An 18,410-nucleotide genomic window follows, 5' to 3' on the forward strand; every position below is an offset into this window, starting at 1 on the left:
AACGAATTACGCCAGCTAGCAGAGTGCTTCGACCCCTCCAGGCGAGCCAGGTGCCTGGAGGTCCGAAGCAGTTCAAATTGGGCTAGTGCGTACAGGGCGGCTGGGCCAGTGTGTAAGCGCTCTGCACTCATGTAGCGCGCTGGCGAGACTCCAGCCAGGCATGCAGTTCATCAGAACGCCAGCCGACCGCAGCAAGGCCGAGTCGGATCGGGCGAGGAAAGGTCGGGTCGTAGTGATCGCCGCCCATCTTGAGCTTGGCATAGATGGAGGAGCGGCCGAGGCCAGTAGCCTTTTTGACGGCAGGGAGTCGGAGGATAGTAAGCATGGCGCTAGGGCGTTGCAGTGAAGGTGACTCCACTGTGCCCAGGCCCGCTCAGTCTGTGGGCGCTTCTCGAAAACGCGTCCGTTTACGTCCGCTTCCGTTTCTTCACTGCCTGGCCGATCGCCTTGCCAAGGCTTCAGCACGTCTGTCCAAGCGTTTTCGCAACGCTTCCCGTGTCAGCTTTTCGACGGCCCCATCGGAGCCTTCGTAGCTGATGGTGTGCTTGGGGAGCGCACGTCGCGCTGAATCAGCGTCTTCGCTGTCGTAGCTAAGGCCATGATGACTCTCGATTGCCATCCCGACAAGCACGGGCCAGACTTCGGCCAGGGCCATACTGCCATGGCAAGCCTCGACGGCCGCCTCGATGGCTGCGTCAAGTGAATTGCGGTGAGAGAGCTTCCCGAACATATGCGCCGCCGCTGCGCGTGAATCAGTCACCTCGAACCCACAGCGTTCAAGATACCTCTTGGCTTGCAGTATCGGTAAGACTGCCCCAGGGTGATTGGCCGGTACATGGCCCGATCCCACCAAAGTCAAATCACCAGCTTCGATGGCGCTGCGAATAGCCTTCAGCTGTTCAATGCGAGCAAGATCACGAGACTGAGTCTCTATTTTGGAGTCCTTCCCAATCCTCAGAACGGGCACCCATTCGAGCTTAGGATTCAGCTGTTTGAACTTGCGGAGGAAGGCATCTTGCTGATACTTGCTCATGGCGCCATGAACTGCCGGAAGTTCGGCGAGTTGGCCCGCGATCAGAAGCTTTTCCGATTCAGTGAGGTACTGCTCAAAAGTCGTGCGCCGCGCCTTACCGCCGTTCTGTGGATCTGGACAGTAAAGGGTTGCGGTTCTGGTGCGGATGCATTCCATTCCTTCCTGGGTGACGCGTGACGGCACCATGGACTGCGCGATCAAAGCCGCAAGGTCGCTTGGACTGATCACATCGCACTCGGGAAGACTAATTTTCGTCACATCTGGGGCCCACCTTCGGTTGCTCAGGCCGCTGGGGAATAGGCAGGCCAGCGATTACCACGATTACATCCCGTCGCAGGCAATGCCACGATGGCCACTCGGAGGCCAAAGCCTACACGGTCGCGAGATCGACACGACGTGTGAGCTGATCCAGGCGAATCACTGCTACGCTTGGAGGGTTTGGCTTGCGCCAAAACACTGGATGGAATTACAGTGAACACCGTAGGCCATGGCGTGGGCCACAGTCCTTGCCGTGGCTTTGCTATGAACAGTGATGGCCCTGGTGGGCCACCTTTAGAACGAGAGACCCAGGATGGCATACGAGCAGCTGACACGCGGAGATCTGATCCGCTTGCTCGAACAGCACGACGCAGAGCGCGCCGAGGCGGGCAAGGACGGCATCATCATGTCGTACACGGGCCGCACCGCCCCTTGGCAGATCATCCGCCAGGTCAAGCCCAAGCTCACGAAGATCAACCAGCGCCTCTCCGTGGGCGACTCGCTGGCGCAGGGGCAGAACATCATCATGGACGGAGAAAACCTCTCGGCCATGGTGACGCTTTACAAGTACCGTGGGCAAGTCGATCTGATCCTCACCGACCCGCCGTACAACACCGGCGAAGACTTCCGCTACAACGACAAGTGGGACAAGGATCCCAACGACCCCGATTTGGGCGATCTTGTGCCGAAGGAGGATGGCTCGCGCCATTCGAAGTGGCTACGCTTCATGACACCCCGCATCTGGATGATGCGCGACATGCTGAAGCCGGGGGGCGTTATCGCCATCTGCATCGATCATCGCGAGCTGTACCGGCTGGGCATGCTCATGGACGAAGTGTTCCGAGAAGAGAACCGCATCGGCATCATCAACTGGCAAAAGGCCTACTCGCCCAAGAGCGACACGGGTGGAAAAAAAGGCGGTCTTTCGACAGCGACTGAGTACGTGTTGGTCTATGCCAAGGACCTAGAAAAGGCCAAGACTCGGCTGCTTGAGCGCACTGAAGAAATGGACGCGCGCTACCAGACGAGCATCGATGGTGATCCGAATGAGTGGAAGTCAGGCGATGCGTCCGGCCCAAATGCCGCAACACACCAGAAGATGGTCTATGGCATCCAAAGCCCGTTCAACGGCAAGATGTTCTATCCGCCCGAGGGCCGTTGCTGGGCCAACGAAAAGCGGAGCATGAAGGCTTGGCTTGAGGAATGGGGCCACGAGTATCAGGAGAAGTGGATCGATGACGGAAATGAAGTTGTCGAGAAGGCCACCGGCAAGACCGTGAAGGTCAAGGCACTCGTGTTGAAGGGAACCAAGTTTGAGGAAGGCGTTTGTGTATCCAGTGCCGCAATCCTGGGCAAGGCGCGCGGAGCAGCACAAGCGAAGCTCGCGGCGGGCACTTGGCCTCAGCTGTATTTCGGCCAGTCTGGTGAGACCGGTCCGCAACTCAAGCGCTATCTCAAGGACGTGAAAAAGGGCAAGGTGCCCCTGACGTACTGGGCGAACGAGGACTATGACGTCCCCTTCGACATCGGTCCGCAATCGTGGGATCACGAAGAGTCCGGCCATAGCCAGACCGGCGTTACGGAGCTGGATGCTGTCGTGGGTAAGGGGCACAACTTCAAGACGGTTAAGCCACTGAAGCTCATTTCCAAGATCATCCAACTATGGTGCAAGCCTGATGGAATCGTTCTGGACCCGTTCGCCGGGTCTGGCACTACGGGCCACGCTGTACTTGAGTTGAACAAGGTAAGCGGTGCGGAGCGGCGCTTCATCCTGATCGAACAGGGCAATGACGAGAAGGGCGATCACTATGCCAAGTCGCTGACTGCCGATCGCATTCGCAGAGTGGTCAAGGGCGATTGGAAGTCCGGCAAGTGCGAACCGTTGGGTGGCGGCTTCCAGTTCATCGAACTGAAGCGCCAGCAGGTGGACGCCGCAGCGGTCAACGCCCTGCAACGGGAAGAGATGATCGACCTGCTGTTGACGAGCCACTGGGAAAAGTCGGACCGCGCTAAAACTTCCCTGACGCGCTTCCTGCCGGAAGTGGAAAGTCGTCGCTTCCTCTTTGCCACCAACAGCCGCAATGAAGGCTTCTTCTTGATCTGGGATGGCGCCGACCACCCCTCCAATCTGAATCGCGACACGTTCAAGGCAATCGTTGAAGAGGCCAAGAAGCACGGCCTCATGGATCGCTACCACGTGTATGCCTCTGTTGCGACCTATTCCGGCCGCACTGTTGAGTTCTACAAGATACCGGACAGGGTGCTCGAACACATAGGCTTCAACACGCGCGCAGACGCATACAACAACGAGACCGAGACCGATCAGGTATGAAAGAAATCAAGTTTCAGAACGACGCAGCGGTTCAGATCGCGCGTCGCTACGCGTTCTTCGCCAACCATGAACTACGTGGCTACACGCGCAAAGCGGCCGATCCGTTTTTTCAGGCTCTCGGTGCGCTGACCGGTGCTGGCAAGACGCCCATTCTTGCGGAGACAGTCACGTTGATCCGCAATGAGCTTCAGGGCGAGCCAATTGTCTTATGGATGTCTAAGGCCCGCTCGGTCGTCACCCAGACATACAACAACTTCAATGGCGGCAAGTACGCGCCGCTGGTTGAAGGCTTTCAGGTCTGCGCTGTCAGAGATTTGCAGCCGAAGATGCTGGAGGACGGTGGCACGCCGCTGCTGGTGATGACTACGACGGGCCTGTTCAACAACAAAGACCAGGGAGAGGGCGACCTGCGGATCTATCGCACAGCCCAGGACAGCCAGGGTGGCAAGTCCATGTGGCAACGTCTGATCGACCGCAATGACGGCACGGGACGGCGCCCTCTCATCATCGTGTACGACGAAGCGCACAACCTGTCTGAACAGCAGACCGAAATCTTGCGCGAACTTCAACCGGAGGTTTGGCTCCTGGCCAGCGCCACCATCAAGCTTCCCACCAAGTTTCATGACCTGGTCATCCAGCCGACGAAGAGCTGGGTTGCCAGGTGCTCAGGTGAAGCAGAGGCATTTCAGGCGCTAGGCGCAACCAAGGATGGCGTGCCTGATCCTGATTCATGGATGACCACGCTGGTAGACAGTCAGAAGGTGGTTGACGCGGAGCTGGTGAAGAAGGCCATCAACTTCGACGGCACCACCTCGCCCATGGAGACCTGCCTTGACAGGCTTATGGAACGGCGCGCAGCGATACAAAAAGAAATCTCGGACCGGGGCTTGCGCATCAAGCCCAAAGCCATCTACGTCTGCAAGACAAACATCGCAGACGACGGCTTGCCTGACGACCCGACGAAGCCATTCAACTTGCGCCAAGCGCCGCCAATTCGCATATGGCGCTACTTGGTGGAGGCCAAGGGCATCGACCCGTCCACCATCGCGATCTACTCTGATCTGAAGTTCAGCGATGCCACCAAGCCGGACGAGGTAGTTCACTTTTCCAGAGGAGACGACGACTTCGATAGGTTCCATGAGGGGAACTTCGAGCACATCATCTTCAATCTGTCGCTGCAAGAGGGGTGGGACGACCCGGAGTGCTATTTGGCCTACATCGATAAGTCCATGGGCTCATCTACGCAGGTTCAACAGGTCATCGGGCGCGTGCTGCGCCAACCGCACGCGACGCACTACAACAGTGAGCTCTTGAACTCGGCCCACTTCTTCTTGCGTGTGGATAAGAAGAGTGTGTTCACCCAAGCTCTCGATCTGGTGAAGGCCAAACTTGACCAGGAAGGCGCTCCTATCGCCATCTCTTCGTCGTTCTCGGGAGGGACCAGTCCGGCCGCAGTGGAAGTCTTACCGCGCGATGACCTCTTGGCACCACTTCACAGCATCTACGTGCTGAAGGAAGAGGCAAAGATTGCCGTGGACCAACTATTGAACCAGTTCACCACCTATGCCGAAGGTGGCATTGATGCAATCGGTACAGCTGAGTCCGCCACGGCCGTAATCAGGGTCAGTGACAAGACTGGAGCAGCCGGCGAACCGGAGTGGAAGGACGGTGGGCATACCAACCCTGTTCGATTGCGTTGGCTGCTGTCTTTGGCTGTGCGGTCTTGTGCGCCACAGGCCAGCAAAATCATCGCAGCGAGTGCCCCGAAATTTGACGTACGGGTCCAGGTGCGCAGCAACGCTGAGACGGCTGTGAAGGAGTTGGCAGAGAAGATCGGCAAAGCCTACTACGAGCTTTCAGAGCTGGTTTACGAGGACACCGATCCGTTCGTGTTCGGCCCCATGCGCGTGGTGAAAGACGGAGCCGTCAAGTTCAACAACAGCTTGTATCCGCAGTACGGCAAGCTGGACACCGAGGAGGCTGCTTTTGCTCGGGGACTGGATGCTGCGGGCGTGACATGGCACCGCAACCCTGTGTCGGGAGGATGGTCGATCCCGCTGTTGACGCCTGGCGACACGGCCAACTTCTTCCCGGACTTTTTGGCCTGGAAAGGCAACAAGGTCTTCGCGATAGACACCAAGGGGAAGCATCTGCTTACCGACGCTCTGATCCGCAAGATGTTTGACATCGGTGACGGCGATAGGTCCCGCGTGCACGTCCGCTTCGTGGTGAAGGGGAAACAGGACACGCTCAACGGCCGAACTGTCTCCAAAGACGGCTACACAGTCTGGCGGGTGAAGAACAACCAAACCGTTCCAGTCTACAAAGACACTATGGCCAAAGCGGTGGCCGAATGCCTGAGGTGATTAGATTGGGCAGCCTCTGACGACAGGACGGCGGCTTACCCAAAGAATTGCCGCCGTCGGCTTACGCCCGTCTGATGGCAAAGGGAACCACATTCGGACTGTCCAACAAAGTCTCGATGCGCTCCCCCAGCCTGTTCCACGCGTCGCGCTTTTCGGTGGCGTAGTCATGATGAAGGTAAGCGCGGCGGACACGCCCGCCAGCGAGAACGTGGTTCTGGCAACGATCGATCACATCGAGCGACACACCCAGCTGCTGCATCATGGTCGCGCCGGTTCGGCGCAAGTCATGCGGCGTCCACTCCCCCGCACGCCCATCGGACAGTACCAGCGAGTTGTCATGCTTGCGATGCGTCAAAGGCCCAGCTCGCTTCTTGAACTGAGTCTGTCGGTCGCCGATCTGCTTGGACACGCTCTTCACGCATACATGTTGCGCGGGCTCTTCTCCTGCAGCCGCGCGCGCCGGGAAGCAAAACGGAGTGTCCCCTGTCAGCGCATGCAACTCCTTGAAATGCCGCAGAGCGAAGGGCGATAGGTAGACCTTCAACTCGACGCCGGTTTTGGTGTTCTCACGTGGGATCGTCCATTCACCGGCCAACAGGTTCAGGTGCTCCCATCGGCTCATCAGCAACTCGCCAATCCGGCAGAGCGTGCCAAGGCAGATCCAGAGCGCTAGCTGTGTTTCCCGCTTTAGTGGGCGGTCCACGCTGTATTTCGTGCCGGCTGGCGCTGCGGCGTAGTTGGATTCCATGTCTGCAAGCTTGGTCCGCAGTTCGCGCAGTTCGTCGGCCGACAGCACGCGATCGCGTTCCACGTCTGGATTGCATCCATGCGGCAGCAACTTGCTCAGCTCGACCAATTTCGTCGGGTTGCCCTCGACCATGAGGGCTCGCCAGGGCTTGCGATCTTCAGCCCACGCAAACAGTTGCACCATATCGGCGTGAATCCGAGAGGCCATGCGGTAGGTGCCACGACTGATGATCGCTCGCAGAACGCCGCGGATGTCGGCCTCCTCTATCGAACTGACTGCCTTGTCTCCAATCAGCGGCAGCACGTCCTTCTCGAAGCTGCGCCGCAATTCGGCATTGCCGTCTGCACGCTTCACGCCATCCTGCATCCATGCATCGAACATGGCGCGCACAGGCAGGTTCTCGGCCTCCTTCCGTGCGGCCTCGGCGATGGTCGCCACGATCTTGGCTTGAGCCTCAATCTTGGCGGCTCGCTTGGCATCGGTAGGCTTGATGCCTTCTTTCACGAGCGCGCGTGCTCGATCGCGTTCTGCGCGGATCGCCTCCAGGGTTGAGACGGGCCAAGTGCCGCAGTAGAACCACGTCACCTTGCCTTCCCACTTGAAGGCGTAGCTGAAGTGGACCGAAACGTGATCGCCGCTTCCACCACGAACGGTTCCCACCAGACCGTCGCCGTCAGCAAGCTTGTCGCCCTTCCATTCCGGCGAGATTGCTTCCAGTTCTTTGACGGTCCAGCGGCGTCCCTTGCCTTGGCGCGGATAACGGGTCATCTAGAGTCTCCAGGTCTAAACCGAGATCTAAACCGGGAGGCGGCTTTCGCCGCATCTCAGTGGACCTCGTCAAACGGTTGATGAATTGTAAGTCATTGATTTAATTAACAAAACATCATCCACAGAAGTCCACGCATGTCCAGTCCAATCCGGCTCTTAATGACATGGAGTGCAAGGGGTAGCGAGTTCGAATCCCGCCACCCCGACCATTTATAAGAAGAGAGAACGGCTTGGATACGTGAGTATCCAAGCCGTTTTTCTTTGTGCCATCTCCGGACGCATTACCGGGCGGCGTGGCGGACAGGCCCGCCCTCAGTCCCGTGCGCCCTGTGTCCGTGCAGGGTCGCTGTGCGGTGCCGGCTGCGGCGGGCGCTCGCCGAAGGCCTCGTGCAGCGGCGTCAGCCGGCCGCTGTGGCTGGCGTCGTAGCCCGGCAGGGTGTTCAGCAGCGCGCGCAGCGCCGGGTCGCGCAGCGCGGCCAGCACGGTCTGCATCTGCGCGCTGCGCCCCAGTTCGCCACGGCACAGCAGGAAGTAGCGCTCGCTGGCGATGGGGACGAAGTCCAGCTTGAACTGGCGCGCCGGCGGTTCCAGGCCGAAACCCACGTCGGCCATGCCGCTGGCCACATAGGCGGCGACCGCGGCATGCGTGTACTCGCCCTGCTCGAAGCCGACGATGCGCTCCGGCGCCACGCCCTGCTGCTTCAACAGTCCTTCCAGCAACAGGCGCGTGCCCGAGCCCACCTGGCGGTTGATGAAGCGCACCTGCGGTCGTGCCAGGTCGGCCAGCGCGAACAGCTCCTTGGGGTTGCCGGCGCGCACCATCAGGCCCTGGCGCCGTGTCGCGATGTCGATGACCTGGAGGTCCAGCGACTCATCCAGCCAGCGCGCGTAGTGCTCCAGCGCATGGGTCTGCATGCTGCCCAACGGGATGTGCAGGCCCGCCGCGTCGCAGTCGCCCTCATGCAGCGCCGCCAGTGCCGCGGCGCTGCTGGCGTAGCCGAACTCCAGGCGCAGTCCGTCCTGCTGCAACCGCTCGATCAGGCGCTCGATCGCAAAGCCATGGCTGGCCTGGATGCGCAGTGCCGGCGCGCTGGCGCTGAGCGTGCGCTGCAGCTCGCCCGCCAGCTCGGAGGCCAGCGAGTCCAGCACCGGCTTGAGCCGCGCCTGGATGCGCCGGTCGGCCCAGGCGATCTTTTCGCCCAGCTCGGTCAGCGTGGAGCCCTTGCCGCGCGCCATGTGCAGCAACTGGCTCTGGAAACACTGCTCGCCCTGGCGGACCAGGTCCCAGGCATGGCGGTAGGACAGCCCCAGGGCCTTGGCCGCCAGCAGCAGGCTGCCGCGCTCGTGCACCTGCACCAGCAGCTCGATCAGCCTTGCGGGCAGGGCAGGGCCGTCGGGGTCCTGGATGGTCCAATGGGGGCGGATCGAAACCTGTTTCATGGCCGAGGGGTTCAGGGTTCCTGCTTATGAGCTGCGCTTCCGATGCATAGGCGTGTGCAGCGCATATTGCGCGCCGGACCCGCTGCCGCGACCATTGTCATGCGAGGCCGGTCTTCGGAGTGGATTTGTCCGCCGGGTCCGAGCCTCGCCCTCATCTTTGTCCCCAGTCCACGGCCTTCGCGGCCGCAGCATCCATGCCCGCCACCGCCAGCCCCGCCAGTCTCGAGCTCCCTCCCGGCCGCCTCGAGGCACTGATCGAGACCCATCGCCACCAGCCCGGCGCCCTGCTGCCTTTGCTGCACGCGATCCAGGACGAGCTCGGCCACATCCCCGACGCCGCCGTGGCGCCGATCGCCGAGGCGCTGCAGCTGTCGCGCGCCGAGGTGCACGGCGTGATCACCTACTACCACTTCTTCCGCCGCGAGCCGGCCGGCCGCCATGTGCTGCAGGTCTGCCGCGCCGAGTCCTGCCAGGCCTGCGGCGCCGAGGCCTTGCTGGCGCAGGCCGGTCGCGCGCTGGAGTGCGGCGTGGGCCAGACCCGCGCCGATGGGGCGGTGACGCTGGAGCCGGTGTATTGCCTGGGGCTGTGCAGCCTGTCGCCGGCATTGATGCTGGACGGCCGTCTGCACGCACGCGTGACCCCGGAACGGCTGGACGGCCTGCTGGAGGCGCTGCGATGAGCGCGGTGCGCGTGTATGTGCCGCGCGACTCCGCGGCGGTGGCCGTCGGCGCCGACGAGGTGGCCGCGGCACTGAGCCGCGAATGCGCGGCGCGCGGCCTCGCGCTGGAACTGGTGCGCAACGGCTCGCGCGGGATGCACTGGCTGGAGCCACTGGTCGAGGTGCAGACGGCCGCGGGTCGCCTGGCCTACGGTCCGGTGCAGGCCGCGGACGTGCCGGCGCTGCTCGATGCCGGGCTGCTGCGGGGCGGGGCGCATGCGCTGGCCCTGGGGCCCACCGACGCGATCCCCTATCTGGCGCACCAGGAGCGGCTGTGCTTCGCGCGCATGGGCGTGACCGACCCGCTGTCGCTGCAGGACTACGAAGCGCACGGTGGCTGGGCCGGCCTGCGCCGCGCCATCGCGCTGGCCCCCGAGGCCGTGGTGCAGGAGGTGCTGGACTCCGGGCTGCGCGGGCGCGGCGGCGCGGCCTTCCCGGCCGGCATCAAGTGGCGCACCGTGGCCCAGGCGGCGTCGGACACGAAGTACGTGGTCTGCAATGCCGATGAGGGCGATTCGGGTACCTTCTCCGACCGCATGACGCTGGAGGGCGATCCCTTCATGCTGATCGAAGGCATGGTGATCGCGGGCCTGGCGGTGGGCGCGCAGCAGGGCTATGTCTACATCCGCGCCGAGTATCCGCTGGCCATCGCGGTGTTCGACGAGGCGCTGCGGCGCGCCGAGGCCGCCGGCTTCCTGGGCGACGATGTGCTCGGCTCCGGGCGCCGCTTCCAGCTGCAATGGCGCAAGGCGGCGGGCGCCTACGTCTGCGGCGAAGAAACCGCGATGCTGGAAAGCCTGGAGGGACGCCGCGGCGTGGTGCGCGCCAAGCCGCCGCTGCCGGCGCTGCAGGGGCTGTTCGGCCAGCCCACGCTGATCCACAACGTGATCAGCCTGGCCAGCGTGCCGCTGATCCTGGCCCGGGGCGCCGCGTACTACCGCGACTATGGCGTCGGCCGCTCGCATGGCAGCCTGCCCTTCCAGCTGGCCGGCAACGTCCGCCATGGCGGCCTGGTGGAGAAGGCCTTCGGCCTCACGCTGCGCGAGCTGATCTTCGACTTCGGCGGCGGCACGCGCAGCGGGCGTCCGGTCAAGGCTGTGCAGGTGGGCGGCCCGCTGGGCGCCTACATCCCCGAATCGCAATGGGATGTGCCGCTGGACTATGAGGCCTATGCGGCGATGGGCGCGGTGATCGGCCATGGCGGCATCGTGGTGCACGACGACAGCGCCGACATGGCGCGCCTGGCGCGCTACGCGATGGAGTTCTGCCAGATCGAGAGCTGCGGCAAGTGCACGCCCTGCCGCATCGGCAGCACGCGCGGCGTGGAGGTGCTGGACCGCGTGATCGCGGGCCAGAACCGCCCGGCGCAGCTCACGCTGCTGCGCGATCTCTGCGACACCATGGTGCATGGCAGCCTCTGCGCGATGGGCAGCATGACGCCCTATCCGGTGCTGTCGGCCCTGAACCACTACCCCGAGGACTTCGGTCTGCCGGCCAACGCTCCCGCGGCGCGGGACACCGACCGGGCCTGAACCCCAGATCGCCAAGGACTGGCCATGCTGCAACACCTGAAGCAAGACATCGACCACGGCACGCCGGCCTCCAGCGCCAGCGAGACCGTGACCCTGAGCATCGACGGCGCCCGCGTCGAGGTGCCGCGCGGCACCTCGCTGATGCGCGCCGCCGTGCAGGCGGGCGTCCACGTGCCCAAGCTCTGTGCCACCGACAGCCTGGAGCCCTTCGGCTCCTGCCGGCTGTGCCTGGTGGAGATCGAGGGCCGTCGGGGCTTCCCGGCCTCGTGCACCACGCCGGCCGAGGCCGGCATGGTGGTGCGCACGCAAAGCCCCAAGCTGCAGCAGCTGCGCAAGGGCGTGATGGAGCTGTACATCAGCGACCACCCGCTGGACTGCCTGACCTGCAGCGCCAACGGCGACTGCGAGCTGCAGGACATGGCCGGCGTCACCGGGCTGCGCGAGGTGCGCTATGGCGTCGGCGGCGCGGTGGTCGACGGCGTGGCCGGCGCCCACCATTGCGACGCGCCCAAGGACGAGTCCAATCCCTACTTCACGTACGACCCCAGCAAGTGCATCGTCTGCAACCGCTGCGTGCGTGCCTGCGAGGAGACCCAGGGAACCTTCGCGCTGACCATCTCCGGCCGCGGCTTCGACAGCCGCGTTTCGCCGGGGCAGGACCAGCCCTTCATGGACAGCGAATGCGTCAGCTGCGGCGCCTGCGTGCAGGCCTGCCCGACCGCGACGCTGCAGGAAAAGAGCGTGATCGAGCTGGGCCAGGCCGAGCACAGCGTGATCACCACCTGTGCCTATTGCGGCGTCGGCTGCGGCTTCAAGGCCGAGATGAAGGGCAACACCGTCGTCCGCATGACGCCCTGGAAGGACGGCAAGGCCAACGAGGGCCACGCCTGCGTGAAGGGCCGCTTCGCCTGGGGCTATGCCACGCACAAGGACCGCATCACCCGGCCCATGATCCGCGCCAGCATCCACGAGCCCTGGCGCGAGGTGAGCTGGGACGAGGCGATCACCTATGCGGCCGAGCGGTTCAAGAGCATCCAGGCCCGCCATGGCAAGGACTCGGTGGGTGGCATCACCTCCAGCCGCTGCACCAACGAAGAAACCTACCTGGTGCAGAAGCTGGTGCGCGCCGCCTTCGGCACCAACAACGTCGATACCTGCGCACGCGTCTGCCACTCGCCCACCGGCTATGGCCTGGGCCAGACCTTTGGCACCTCGGCCGGCACGCAGACCTTCAAGAGCGTGGCCCAGGCCGACGTGATCGTGGTCATCGGCGCGAACCCGACCGACGCCCATCCGGTCTTCGCGTCGCGCATGAAGAGGCGGCTGCGCCAGGGCGCGCGCCTGGTGGTGATCGACCCGCGCCGCACCGAGCTGGTCAGCTCGCCGCACATCCGTGCGGACCATCACCTGGCGTTGCGGCCCGGCACCAACGTGGCCGTCATCACCGCGCTGGCCCATGTGGTCGTCACCGAGGGGCTGGTCAACGAGGCCTATGTCGCCGAGCGCTGCGACCCGAAGAGCTTCGCGGCCTGGCGCGAGTTCGTCGCCCGCCCGGAGAACTCGCCCGAGGCCTTCGAGGCCGTCACCGGCGTGCCCGCCGCCGAGCTGCGCGCCGCGGCGCGGCTGTATGCGCAGGGGCCCAACTCGGCCATCTACTACGGCCTGGGCGTCACCGAGCATGCGCAGGGCTCGACCATGGTGATGGGCATCGCCAACCTGGCCATGGCCTGCGGCATGGTGGGCCGCGAGGGCGTGGGCGTGAATCCGCTGCGCGGGCAGAACAACGTCCAGGGCAGCTGCGACATGGGCAGCTTCCCGCATGAACTGCCGGGCTACCGCCACATTTCCGACACCACGGTGCGCAGCCAATTCGAGGCCGTCTGGGGCGTGACGCTGGACCCCGAGCCCGGTCTGCGCATTCCGAACATGTTCGACGCCGCGTTGGCGGGCAGCTTCAAGGGCCTGTACTGCCAGGGCGAGGACATCGCGCAGAGCGATCCCAACACCCGGCATGTGGAGGCCGCGCTGTCGGCGATGGAGTGCATCGTGGTGCAGGACATCTTCCTCAACGAGACCGCCAAGTTCGCCCATGTGCTGCTGCCCGGCTCCAGCTTCCTCGAGAAGGACGGCACCTTCACCAATGCCGAGCGGCGCATCTCGCGCGTGCGCCAGGTCATGCCGCCGCTCGCGGGGTTGGCCGACTGGGAGGTGACGCAGCGGCTGGCCAATGCGCTGGGCTATCCGATGCACTACGCGCATCCCGAGCAGATCATGCAAGAGATCGCGTTGCTCACGCCCAGCTTCCGTGGCGTCAGCTACGAGAAAATCGAGCGCCTGGGCAGCGTGCAATGGCCCTGCAATGACGAGACCGACGAGGCCGGCACGGCCATCATGCACCGCGAGCGCTTCGTGCGCGGCAAGGGTCGCTTCTTCAACACCCAGTATGTGCCCAGCGACGAGAAGGTCACGCCGCGCTATCCGCTGCTGCTCACCACGGGGCGCATCCTGAGCCAGTACAACGTCGGCGCGCAGACCCGGCGTACCGCCAACAGCCAGTGGCACGAGGAAGACCGCCTGGACATCCATCCGCATGACGCGCAGGAGCGCGGCATACGCGATGGCGACTGGGTGGGCATCAGCAGCCGCGCCGGCCAGACCGTGATGCGGGCCTGCGTCACCGAGCGCATGCAGCCGGGCGTGGTCTGGACCACCTTCCACTTCCCCGAATCGGGCGCCAACGTGATCACCACCGACAGCTCGGACTGGGCCACCAACTGCCCCGAGTACAAGGTCACCGCGGTGCAGGTGGCCCGCGTGATGCAGCCGGCGCAGGCGGGCGAGGGCGGGCTGCCGGCGCGGGGGCTTTCGGACTGGCAGCGCGAATTCGAGGCCTTCGACCGCGAGCAGCAGGCGCTGCTGGCTAAGGCCCGCGGCACGACCACGGTGGCGGGGCGGTGAAGCCGGAAATGCCCCCGCCCCCCGAGGGCGTGTGCGCCGCGCAGGTGCAGGTCCTGCGCGGCGGGCAGGCGCGCGGGGCTCAGGACTGGCTGGCCGAAGAGCGGCCGGTGGCCCTCGTGTTCAACGGCATTTCGCATGCGGTGATGCTGGCCTCGCCCTGCGATCTGGAGGATTTCGCGCTGGGCTTCGCGCTCAGCGAAGGGCTGCTCGCGCAGGCCGACGAACTGTATGGCATCGAACAGCGCGAGACCGAAGGCGGCATCGAGCTGCTGCTGCAGGTGTCGTCCGCCTGCGAATGGCGGCTGCGCGAGCGCCGGCGCAGCCTGGCCGGCCGCACCGGCTGCGGGCTGTGTGGCAGCGAAAGCCTGGCCCAGCTGACGCAGATGCGCGAGACGCTGGCGCCGCTGCCCGCGGTGAACGTGCCGGCGGAGGCGCTGGGGCGGGCGCAGCAGGCCCTGCGGTCCTGGCAGACGCTCCAGCGCCTGACCGGCGCCACCCATGCTGCCGCCTGGTGCGGCTTGCAGGGCGAGGTGCGCCTGGTGCGCGAGGACATCGGCCGGCACAATGCGCTGGACAAACTGCTGGGCGCGATGCGGCGTGCCGGCGTCGCGACCGGCGATGGCTTCGTCTGCATCACCAGCCGGGCCAGTTTCGAGATGGTGCAGAAGAGTGCGCGGCTGGGCGTCGCGGTGCTGGCCGCGGTGTCGGCGCCCACCGCGCTGGCCGTGGACACCGCGCGCGCCTGCGGCCAGCTGCTGGCCGGCTTCGTGCGTGGCGACGGCGCCGCGCCCGATCTGGTCGTGTACACCCATGCCGAACGCCTGCGGTGAAGCCGTCATCCCGGGCCGGTCCTGGCCGTCCGGAGCGGCCGCGCCGCCGGGCCGGAAATTCATGCGGCATCGCTGCCGCCAACATGGAATCGCTCACTGAGATGGACAACGACAACCTGGTCCGCATGGCCAACCGCATTGCCGACTTCTTCCAGACCATGCCCGACCACACGGAGGCGGTCCAGGGCGTCGCCGAGCACCTGCGCAAGTTCTGGGAGCCGCGCATGCGGCGCGCGCTGCTGAGCCACATCGACGCGGCCGGCACGGGGGGCGACGGGGGTGGCGTGCATCCGCTGGTGCGGGAGGCCGTGTCCGCCTATCGCACCGAACTTGCCTGAATCCTGGCCCCGGGGGCGAATCGCGCCGCTGCGCGACCTTCTTCGTGAGCGCCATCACCTCCGTCTGAGGTGTGGCACACGGTATGCTGGCCTGCACAGGATGCAGCACAGGAGTGGTCAGTCGCCATGGGTGAGCGAGCGATGCCGGGCATACAGGCAGGCGGCGAGGCCGGCGAGGTCGCCGTGCTGGTCGGCGACTGGACCCTGTTGGGCCTGGGCGGCCGCTTCGACGAGCTTGCCGCGGAAGCGTCGGCCTTGCATGCGCATGCCACGGACTGGGACCTGAGCGGCATCCAGGCGCTGGACCATGCCGGCGCGCTGCTGCTGTGGCGCGCCTGGGGGCGGCAGCTGCCGCCCGGCCTGCGCTGTGCGCCCGAGCACCGGGCACTGCTGTCCAAGCTGCACGCGCCGCCCTGTCCGCAGCCGCCGCGCGGCCGCGCCCTGTTGGGCATGCTGCACCAGGGGCGTTTGCTCTTGGGCTTTGCCCGCCATCTGCTGGACGCGCTGACGCTGCTGGGGCAGCTGGGCCTGGACCTGCTCACCGTGCTGCGCCGCCCGCGGCTGATGCCCTGGCGCGAGATCTCCGCCCATGTCTATCGCGGCGGCGCGCAGGCCATGGGCATCACGGCGCTGGTGGGTTTTCTGGTCGGCATCACGCTGTCTTACCTCAGCGCGCGACAGCTGCAGAACTATGGCGCCGACATCTACGTGGTCAACATCCTGGGCATCAGCGTCTGGCGCGAGCTGGGGCCCTTGCTGGCCGCCATCCTGGTGGCTGGACGCAGCGGTTCGGCGATGACGGCGCAACTGGGCGTGATGCGGGTCACGCAAGAGCTGGACGCGCTGTCGGTGATGGGCATCTCGCACACCATTCGGCTGGTCTGGCCCAAGGTGCTGGCCTTGGGCGTGGCCATGCCGCTGGTGGTGGTCTGGACCAGCTCGCTGATCCTGCTCGGCGGCATGGTTGCCGCGCGCGCCACGCTGGGGCTGGACTATGTGCAGTTCATTCGCGGGCTGCCGGCCGCGGTGCCGGTGGCCAACCTGTGGCTGGGGCTGGGCAAGTCCGTGGTGTTTGGGCTGCTGATCGCCTTCGTCGCCTGCTACTTCGGGCTGCGCATCAAGCCCAACAGCGAGAGCCTGGCCGCGGGCACGACGGAATCGGTGGTCAGCGCGATCACGGTGGTGATCATCGTCGACGCCATCTTCGCGGTGATCTTCTCGGGGGTGGGGCTGTGAGGCCGCGTGACGCGAGGGGCCGGCGATGAACGTCGTGGAGCTGGACCACATCAGCACGCAGCTGCCCGGCGGCAAGCTGATCCACCAGGACATCAGCCTGCAGATCCAGTCCGGCGAGGTGCTGGCCATCATCGGCGGCTCGGGCAGCGGCAAGACCACGCTGCTGCGCCTGATGCTGGGCCTGCAATCGCCGTCGCAGGGTGAGGTGAGGGTGCTGGGCCAGGTGCTGGGCCGCTGCGACGGTCTGGCGATGGAGGCCTTGCGCCAGCGCTGGGGCGTGCTGTTCCAGCAGGGGGCGCTGTTCTCGGCGCTCAACGTGTTCGACAACGTCGCACTGCCGCTGCGCGAGCTCAAGACCGTGCCCGAGCCGCTGATCGGCGAGCTGGTGATGCACAAGCTGCAGCAGGTCGGCCTGGCCCCGGACGACGCGCTGAAGCTGCCCGCCGAGCTGTCGGGCGGCATGATCAAGCGCGTCGCGCTGGCGCGGGCGCTGATCCTGGATCCCCAGCTGCTGTTCCTGGACGAGCCCACCGCCGGCCTGGACCCGGCCAGCAGCAAGAAATTCGTCCAGCTGATCGAGGGACTGCGCCGTGAGATGGCGCTGACCGTGGTGATGGTCACGCACGATGTGGACACGCTGTTCGCGCTGGCGGACCGCATCGCCGTGCTGGCCGACCAGCGCCTGGTGACGGTGGCGCCCTTGCAGGAGGTGCTGGTCCATCCCCATCCCTTCATCCAGCATTTCTTCCTCGGCCATGGAGGGGGGGATGGCGCGCAGGAGATCCAGGCGTTGCGCCATCGCCTGCTCCAGGATGCCGCAGAGCTTGCGGACATAGGCATGCCGACATCCGCGGCGCAAACGGCGCCGGTTCAAGGAGAGCATTGATGGAAAACAAGGCCCATGCCCTGGCCGCGGGGCTGTTCATCGCGCTGCTGGGCGCGGCCATGCTGGCGGTGATTGCCTGGTTCCAGGACAGCACGACCGGCCGGGTGGACTACTGGGTGATCTCCGGCCAGGGGGTGCCCGGACTCAACCTCAAGGCGGCGGTCAAGCTGCAGGGCGTGCCCATTGGCAAGGTGGAGGCCATCCAGTTCGACCCCGACCAACCTCGCCGCATCCGCGTCCGCATCTCGGTGGACAGCAGCGCTCCCATCACGACGGCGACGCAGGCCCGCCTGGGCTACCAGGGCATCACCGGCCTGTCCTTTATCGACCTCAGTGACAAGTCCGACAACGCCAAACGCGCGGAGCCGGGCAGCGAGATCGTGTTGCTGCCGTCGACACTGGACAAGTTGAGCCAGAGCGGCCCGCGCCTGCTCGCCGCCACGCAGGAGGCCATGCAGCGCGCCAGCACCCTGCTCGGCGAGGACAACCAGCGCCAGATGATGGATAGCGTGAACCGGCTGGGCGAAGCCGCCGGCGAGGTGGCGGCGCTGGCCCGCGAGCTGCGGCCGTTTGCGCAACGGCTGCCGGCGCTGGCGGACCAGGGTCAGGTCTTGCTGCGCGAGGCCGGCAGCAGCCTGAAGAAGGTGGACGCCGTCAGCGAGGAGGGGCTGGCGCTGGGCCGCGAGCTGCGCCAGCGCGCCGAGGCGCTGGACCGGGTGGGCGCAGCCGCGGCGCAGTTGCAACAGACCAGCCGCAATCTGGAGCAGGCGCTGGTGGGGTTGGACCGGCCGCCGCGCACGCAGCCGCTGGTGGACGACTTGGCGCGCGCCGCGCGCGCGCTGGAGCAGGCGGCGCAGGGGCTGGCCGATCGTCCGCAAGGCCTGATCTTCGGGCCGCGCGGCGCGCCGCCCGGCCCAGGCGAGTCCGGGTTCGATGCCCGCAGGGAGCCGACACGATGAAACCGAC

At 65.4% G+C, this 18,410-nt stretch carries 14 protein-coding genes; 10 read left to right on the forward strand and 4 right to left on the reverse strand.

Annotation, left to right across the window (positions count from 1 at the left end; translation table 11 throughout):
- Positions 1-127: 127 nt before the first annotated feature.
- Both LZ017_RS11180 and LZ017_RS11185 read right to left on the reverse strand, forming a co-directional pair.
- A complete protein-coding gene (locus tag LZ017_RS11180; RefSeq protein WP_241396897.1) occupies positions 128-325 on the reverse strand; it encodes an AlpA family transcriptional regulator in 198 nt (65 codons plus the stop codon).
- Between the two features lie 102 nt (positions 326-427).
- Positions 428-1,261: a hypothetical protein gene (locus tag LZ017_RS11185; RefSeq protein WP_241396898.1), complete on the reverse strand. Its 834-nt coding sequence runs from the start codon at positions 1,259-1,261 to the stop codon at positions 428-430.
- 343 nt (positions 1,262-1,604) lie between these two features.
- Here LZ017_RS11185 and LZ017_RS11190 point away from each other — a divergent pair, with 343 nt between their 5' ends.
- The gene (locus LZ017_RS11190) at positions 1,605-3,623 is read left to right on the forward strand and encodes a site-specific DNA-methyltransferase (RefSeq protein ID WP_241396899.1); all 2,019 of its coding nucleotides are present in this window, start codon (positions 1,605-1,607) and stop codon (positions 3,621-3,623) included.
- Positions 3,620-5,989, forward strand: coding sequence for a DEAD/DEAH box helicase family protein (locus tag LZ017_RS11195; RefSeq protein ID WP_241396900.1), 2,370 nt, complete (start codon positions 3,620-3,622; stop codon positions 5,987-5,989). The genes LZ017_RS11190 and LZ017_RS11195 overlap by 4 nt, the downstream gene beginning before the upstream one ends.
- 61 nt (positions 5,990-6,050) lie before the next feature.
- Here the strand turns inward: LZ017_RS11195 and LZ017_RS11200 are convergent, their stop codons facing one another.
- Both LZ017_RS11200 and LZ017_RS11205 read right to left on the reverse strand, forming a co-directional pair.
- Entirely contained in the window at positions 6,051-7,505 is a 1,455-nt protein-coding gene (locus LZ017_RS11200) for a site-specific integrase (RefSeq protein ID WP_241396901.1), read from the reverse strand.
- Between the two features lie 312 nt (positions 7,506-7,817).
- Positions 7,818-8,945, reverse strand: a complete 1,128-nt coding sequence (locus LZ017_RS11205; RefSeq protein ID WP_241396902.1) for a substrate-binding domain-containing protein — start codon at positions 8,943-8,945, stop codon at positions 7,818-7,820.
- A gap of 194 nt (positions 8,946-9,139) precedes the next feature.
- On the opposite strand from LZ017_RS11205, the gene LZ017_RS11210 reads away from it, so the two are divergent.
- The 8 genes from LZ017_RS11210 (at position 9,140) to LZ017_RS11245 (ending at position 18,403) form a co-directional block, all read left to right on the forward strand.
- Positions 9,140-9,625 carry a formate dehydrogenase subunit gamma gene (locus LZ017_RS11210; RefSeq protein WP_241396903.1) on the forward strand — a complete coding sequence of 162 codons (486 nt, stop codon included), beginning with the start codon at positions 9,140-9,142 and terminating at the stop codon, positions 9,623-9,625.
- Entirely contained in the window at positions 9,622-11,196 is a 1,575-nt protein-coding gene (locus tag LZ017_RS11215) for an NADH-quinone oxidoreductase subunit NuoF (RefSeq protein ID WP_241396904.1), read from the forward strand. The genes LZ017_RS11210 and LZ017_RS11215 overlap by 4 nt, the downstream gene beginning before the upstream one ends.
- Before the next feature lie 24 nt (positions 11,197-11,220).
- Complete coding sequence (fdhF, locus tag LZ017_RS11220) at positions 11,221-14,154, forward strand: formate dehydrogenase subunit alpha (protein WP_241396905.1); 2,934 nt, start codon at positions 11,221-11,223, stop codon at positions 14,152-14,154.
- Between the two features lie 8 nt (positions 14,155-14,162).
- A complete protein-coding gene (fdhD, locus tag LZ017_RS11225; RefSeq protein ID WP_241396906.1) occupies positions 14,163-14,984 on the forward strand; it encodes a formate dehydrogenase accessory sulfurtransferase FdhD in 822 nt (273 codons plus the stop codon).
- Between the two features lie 101 nt (positions 14,985-15,085).
- Positions 15,086-15,322 carry a formate dehydrogenase subunit delta gene (locus tag LZ017_RS11230; protein WP_241396941.1) on the forward strand — a complete coding sequence of 79 codons (237 nt, stop codon included), beginning with the start codon at positions 15,086-15,088 and terminating at the stop codon, positions 15,320-15,322.
- A gap of 126 nt (positions 15,323-15,448) precedes the next feature.
- Complete coding sequence (locus tag LZ017_RS11235) at positions 15,449-16,558, forward strand: ABC transporter permease (protein WP_241396907.1); 1,110 nt, start codon at positions 15,449-15,451, stop codon at positions 16,556-16,558.
- 25 nt (positions 16,559-16,583) lie between these two features.
- Positions 16,584-17,444 carry an ABC transporter ATP-binding protein gene (locus LZ017_RS11240; protein WP_241396908.1) on the forward strand — a complete coding sequence of 287 codons (861 nt, stop codon included), beginning with the start codon at positions 16,584-16,586 and terminating at the stop codon, positions 17,442-17,444.
- Positions 17,444-18,403 (forward strand): MlaD family protein, encoded by a 960-nt coding sequence (locus LZ017_RS11245; protein ID WP_241396909.1) that lies wholly within the window; start codon positions 17,444-17,446, stop codon positions 18,401-18,403. The genes LZ017_RS11240 and LZ017_RS11245 overlap by 1 nt, the downstream gene beginning before the upstream one ends.
- Positions 18,404-18,410 lie beyond the last annotated feature (7 nt).

Source organism: Pelomonas sp. CA6 (genome assembly GCF_022549225.1).
Lineage (GTDB): Bacteria > Pseudomonadota > Gammaproteobacteria > Burkholderiales > Burkholderiaceae_C > Roseateles.

Bases quoted from the DNA above. Each gene is read 5' to 3' on its own strand.
- fdhF (WP_241396905.1), top strand. From the start codon at position 11,221: ATGCTGCAACACCTGAAGCAAGACATCGACCACGGCACGCCGGCCTCC.
- LZ017_RS11240 (WP_241396908.1), top strand. From the start codon at position 16,584: ATGAACGTCGTGGAGCTGGACCACATCAGCACGCAGCTGCCCGGCGGC.
- LZ017_RS11235 (WP_241396907.1), top strand. From the start codon at position 15,449: ATGGGTGAGCGAGCGATGCCGGGCATACAGGCAGGCGGCGAGGCCGGC.
- LZ017_RS11195 (WP_241396900.1), top strand. From the start codon at position 3,620: ATGAAAGAAATCAAGTTTCAGAACGACGCAGCGGTTCAGATCGCGCGT.
- LZ017_RS11245 (WP_241396909.1), top strand. From the start codon at position 17,444: ATGGAAAACAAGGCCCATGCCCTGGCCGCGGGGCTGTTCATCGCGCTG.
- LZ017_RS11180 (WP_241396897.1), bottom strand. From the start codon at position 325: ATGCTTACTATCCTCCGACTCCCTGCCGTCAAAAAGGCTACTGGCCTC.
- LZ017_RS11200 (WP_241396901.1), bottom strand. From the start codon at position 7,505: ATGACCCGTTATCCGCGCCAAGGCAAGGGACGCCGCTGGACCGTCAAA.
- LZ017_RS11190 (WP_241396899.1), top strand. From the start codon at position 1,605: ATGGCATACGAGCAGCTGACACGCGGAGATCTGATCCGCTTGCTCGAA.
- LZ017_RS11215 (WP_241396904.1), top strand. From the start codon at position 9,622: ATGAGCGCGGTGCGCGTGTATGTGCCGCGCGACTCCGCGGCGGTGGCC.
- LZ017_RS11230 (WP_241396941.1), top strand. From the start codon at position 15,086: ATGGACAACGACAACCTGGTCCGCATGGCCAACCGCATTGCCGACTTC.
- LZ017_RS11205 (WP_241396902.1), bottom strand. From the start codon at position 8,945: ATGAAACAGGTTTCGATCCGCCCCCATTGGACCATCCAGGACCCCGAC.
- fdhD (WP_241396906.1), top strand. From the start codon at position 14,163: ATGCCCCCGCCCCCCGAGGGCGTGTGCGCCGCGCAGGTGCAGGTCCTG.
- LZ017_RS11210 (WP_241396903.1), top strand. From the start codon at position 9,140: ATGCCCGCCACCGCCAGCCCCGCCAGTCTCGAGCTCCCTCCCGGCCGC.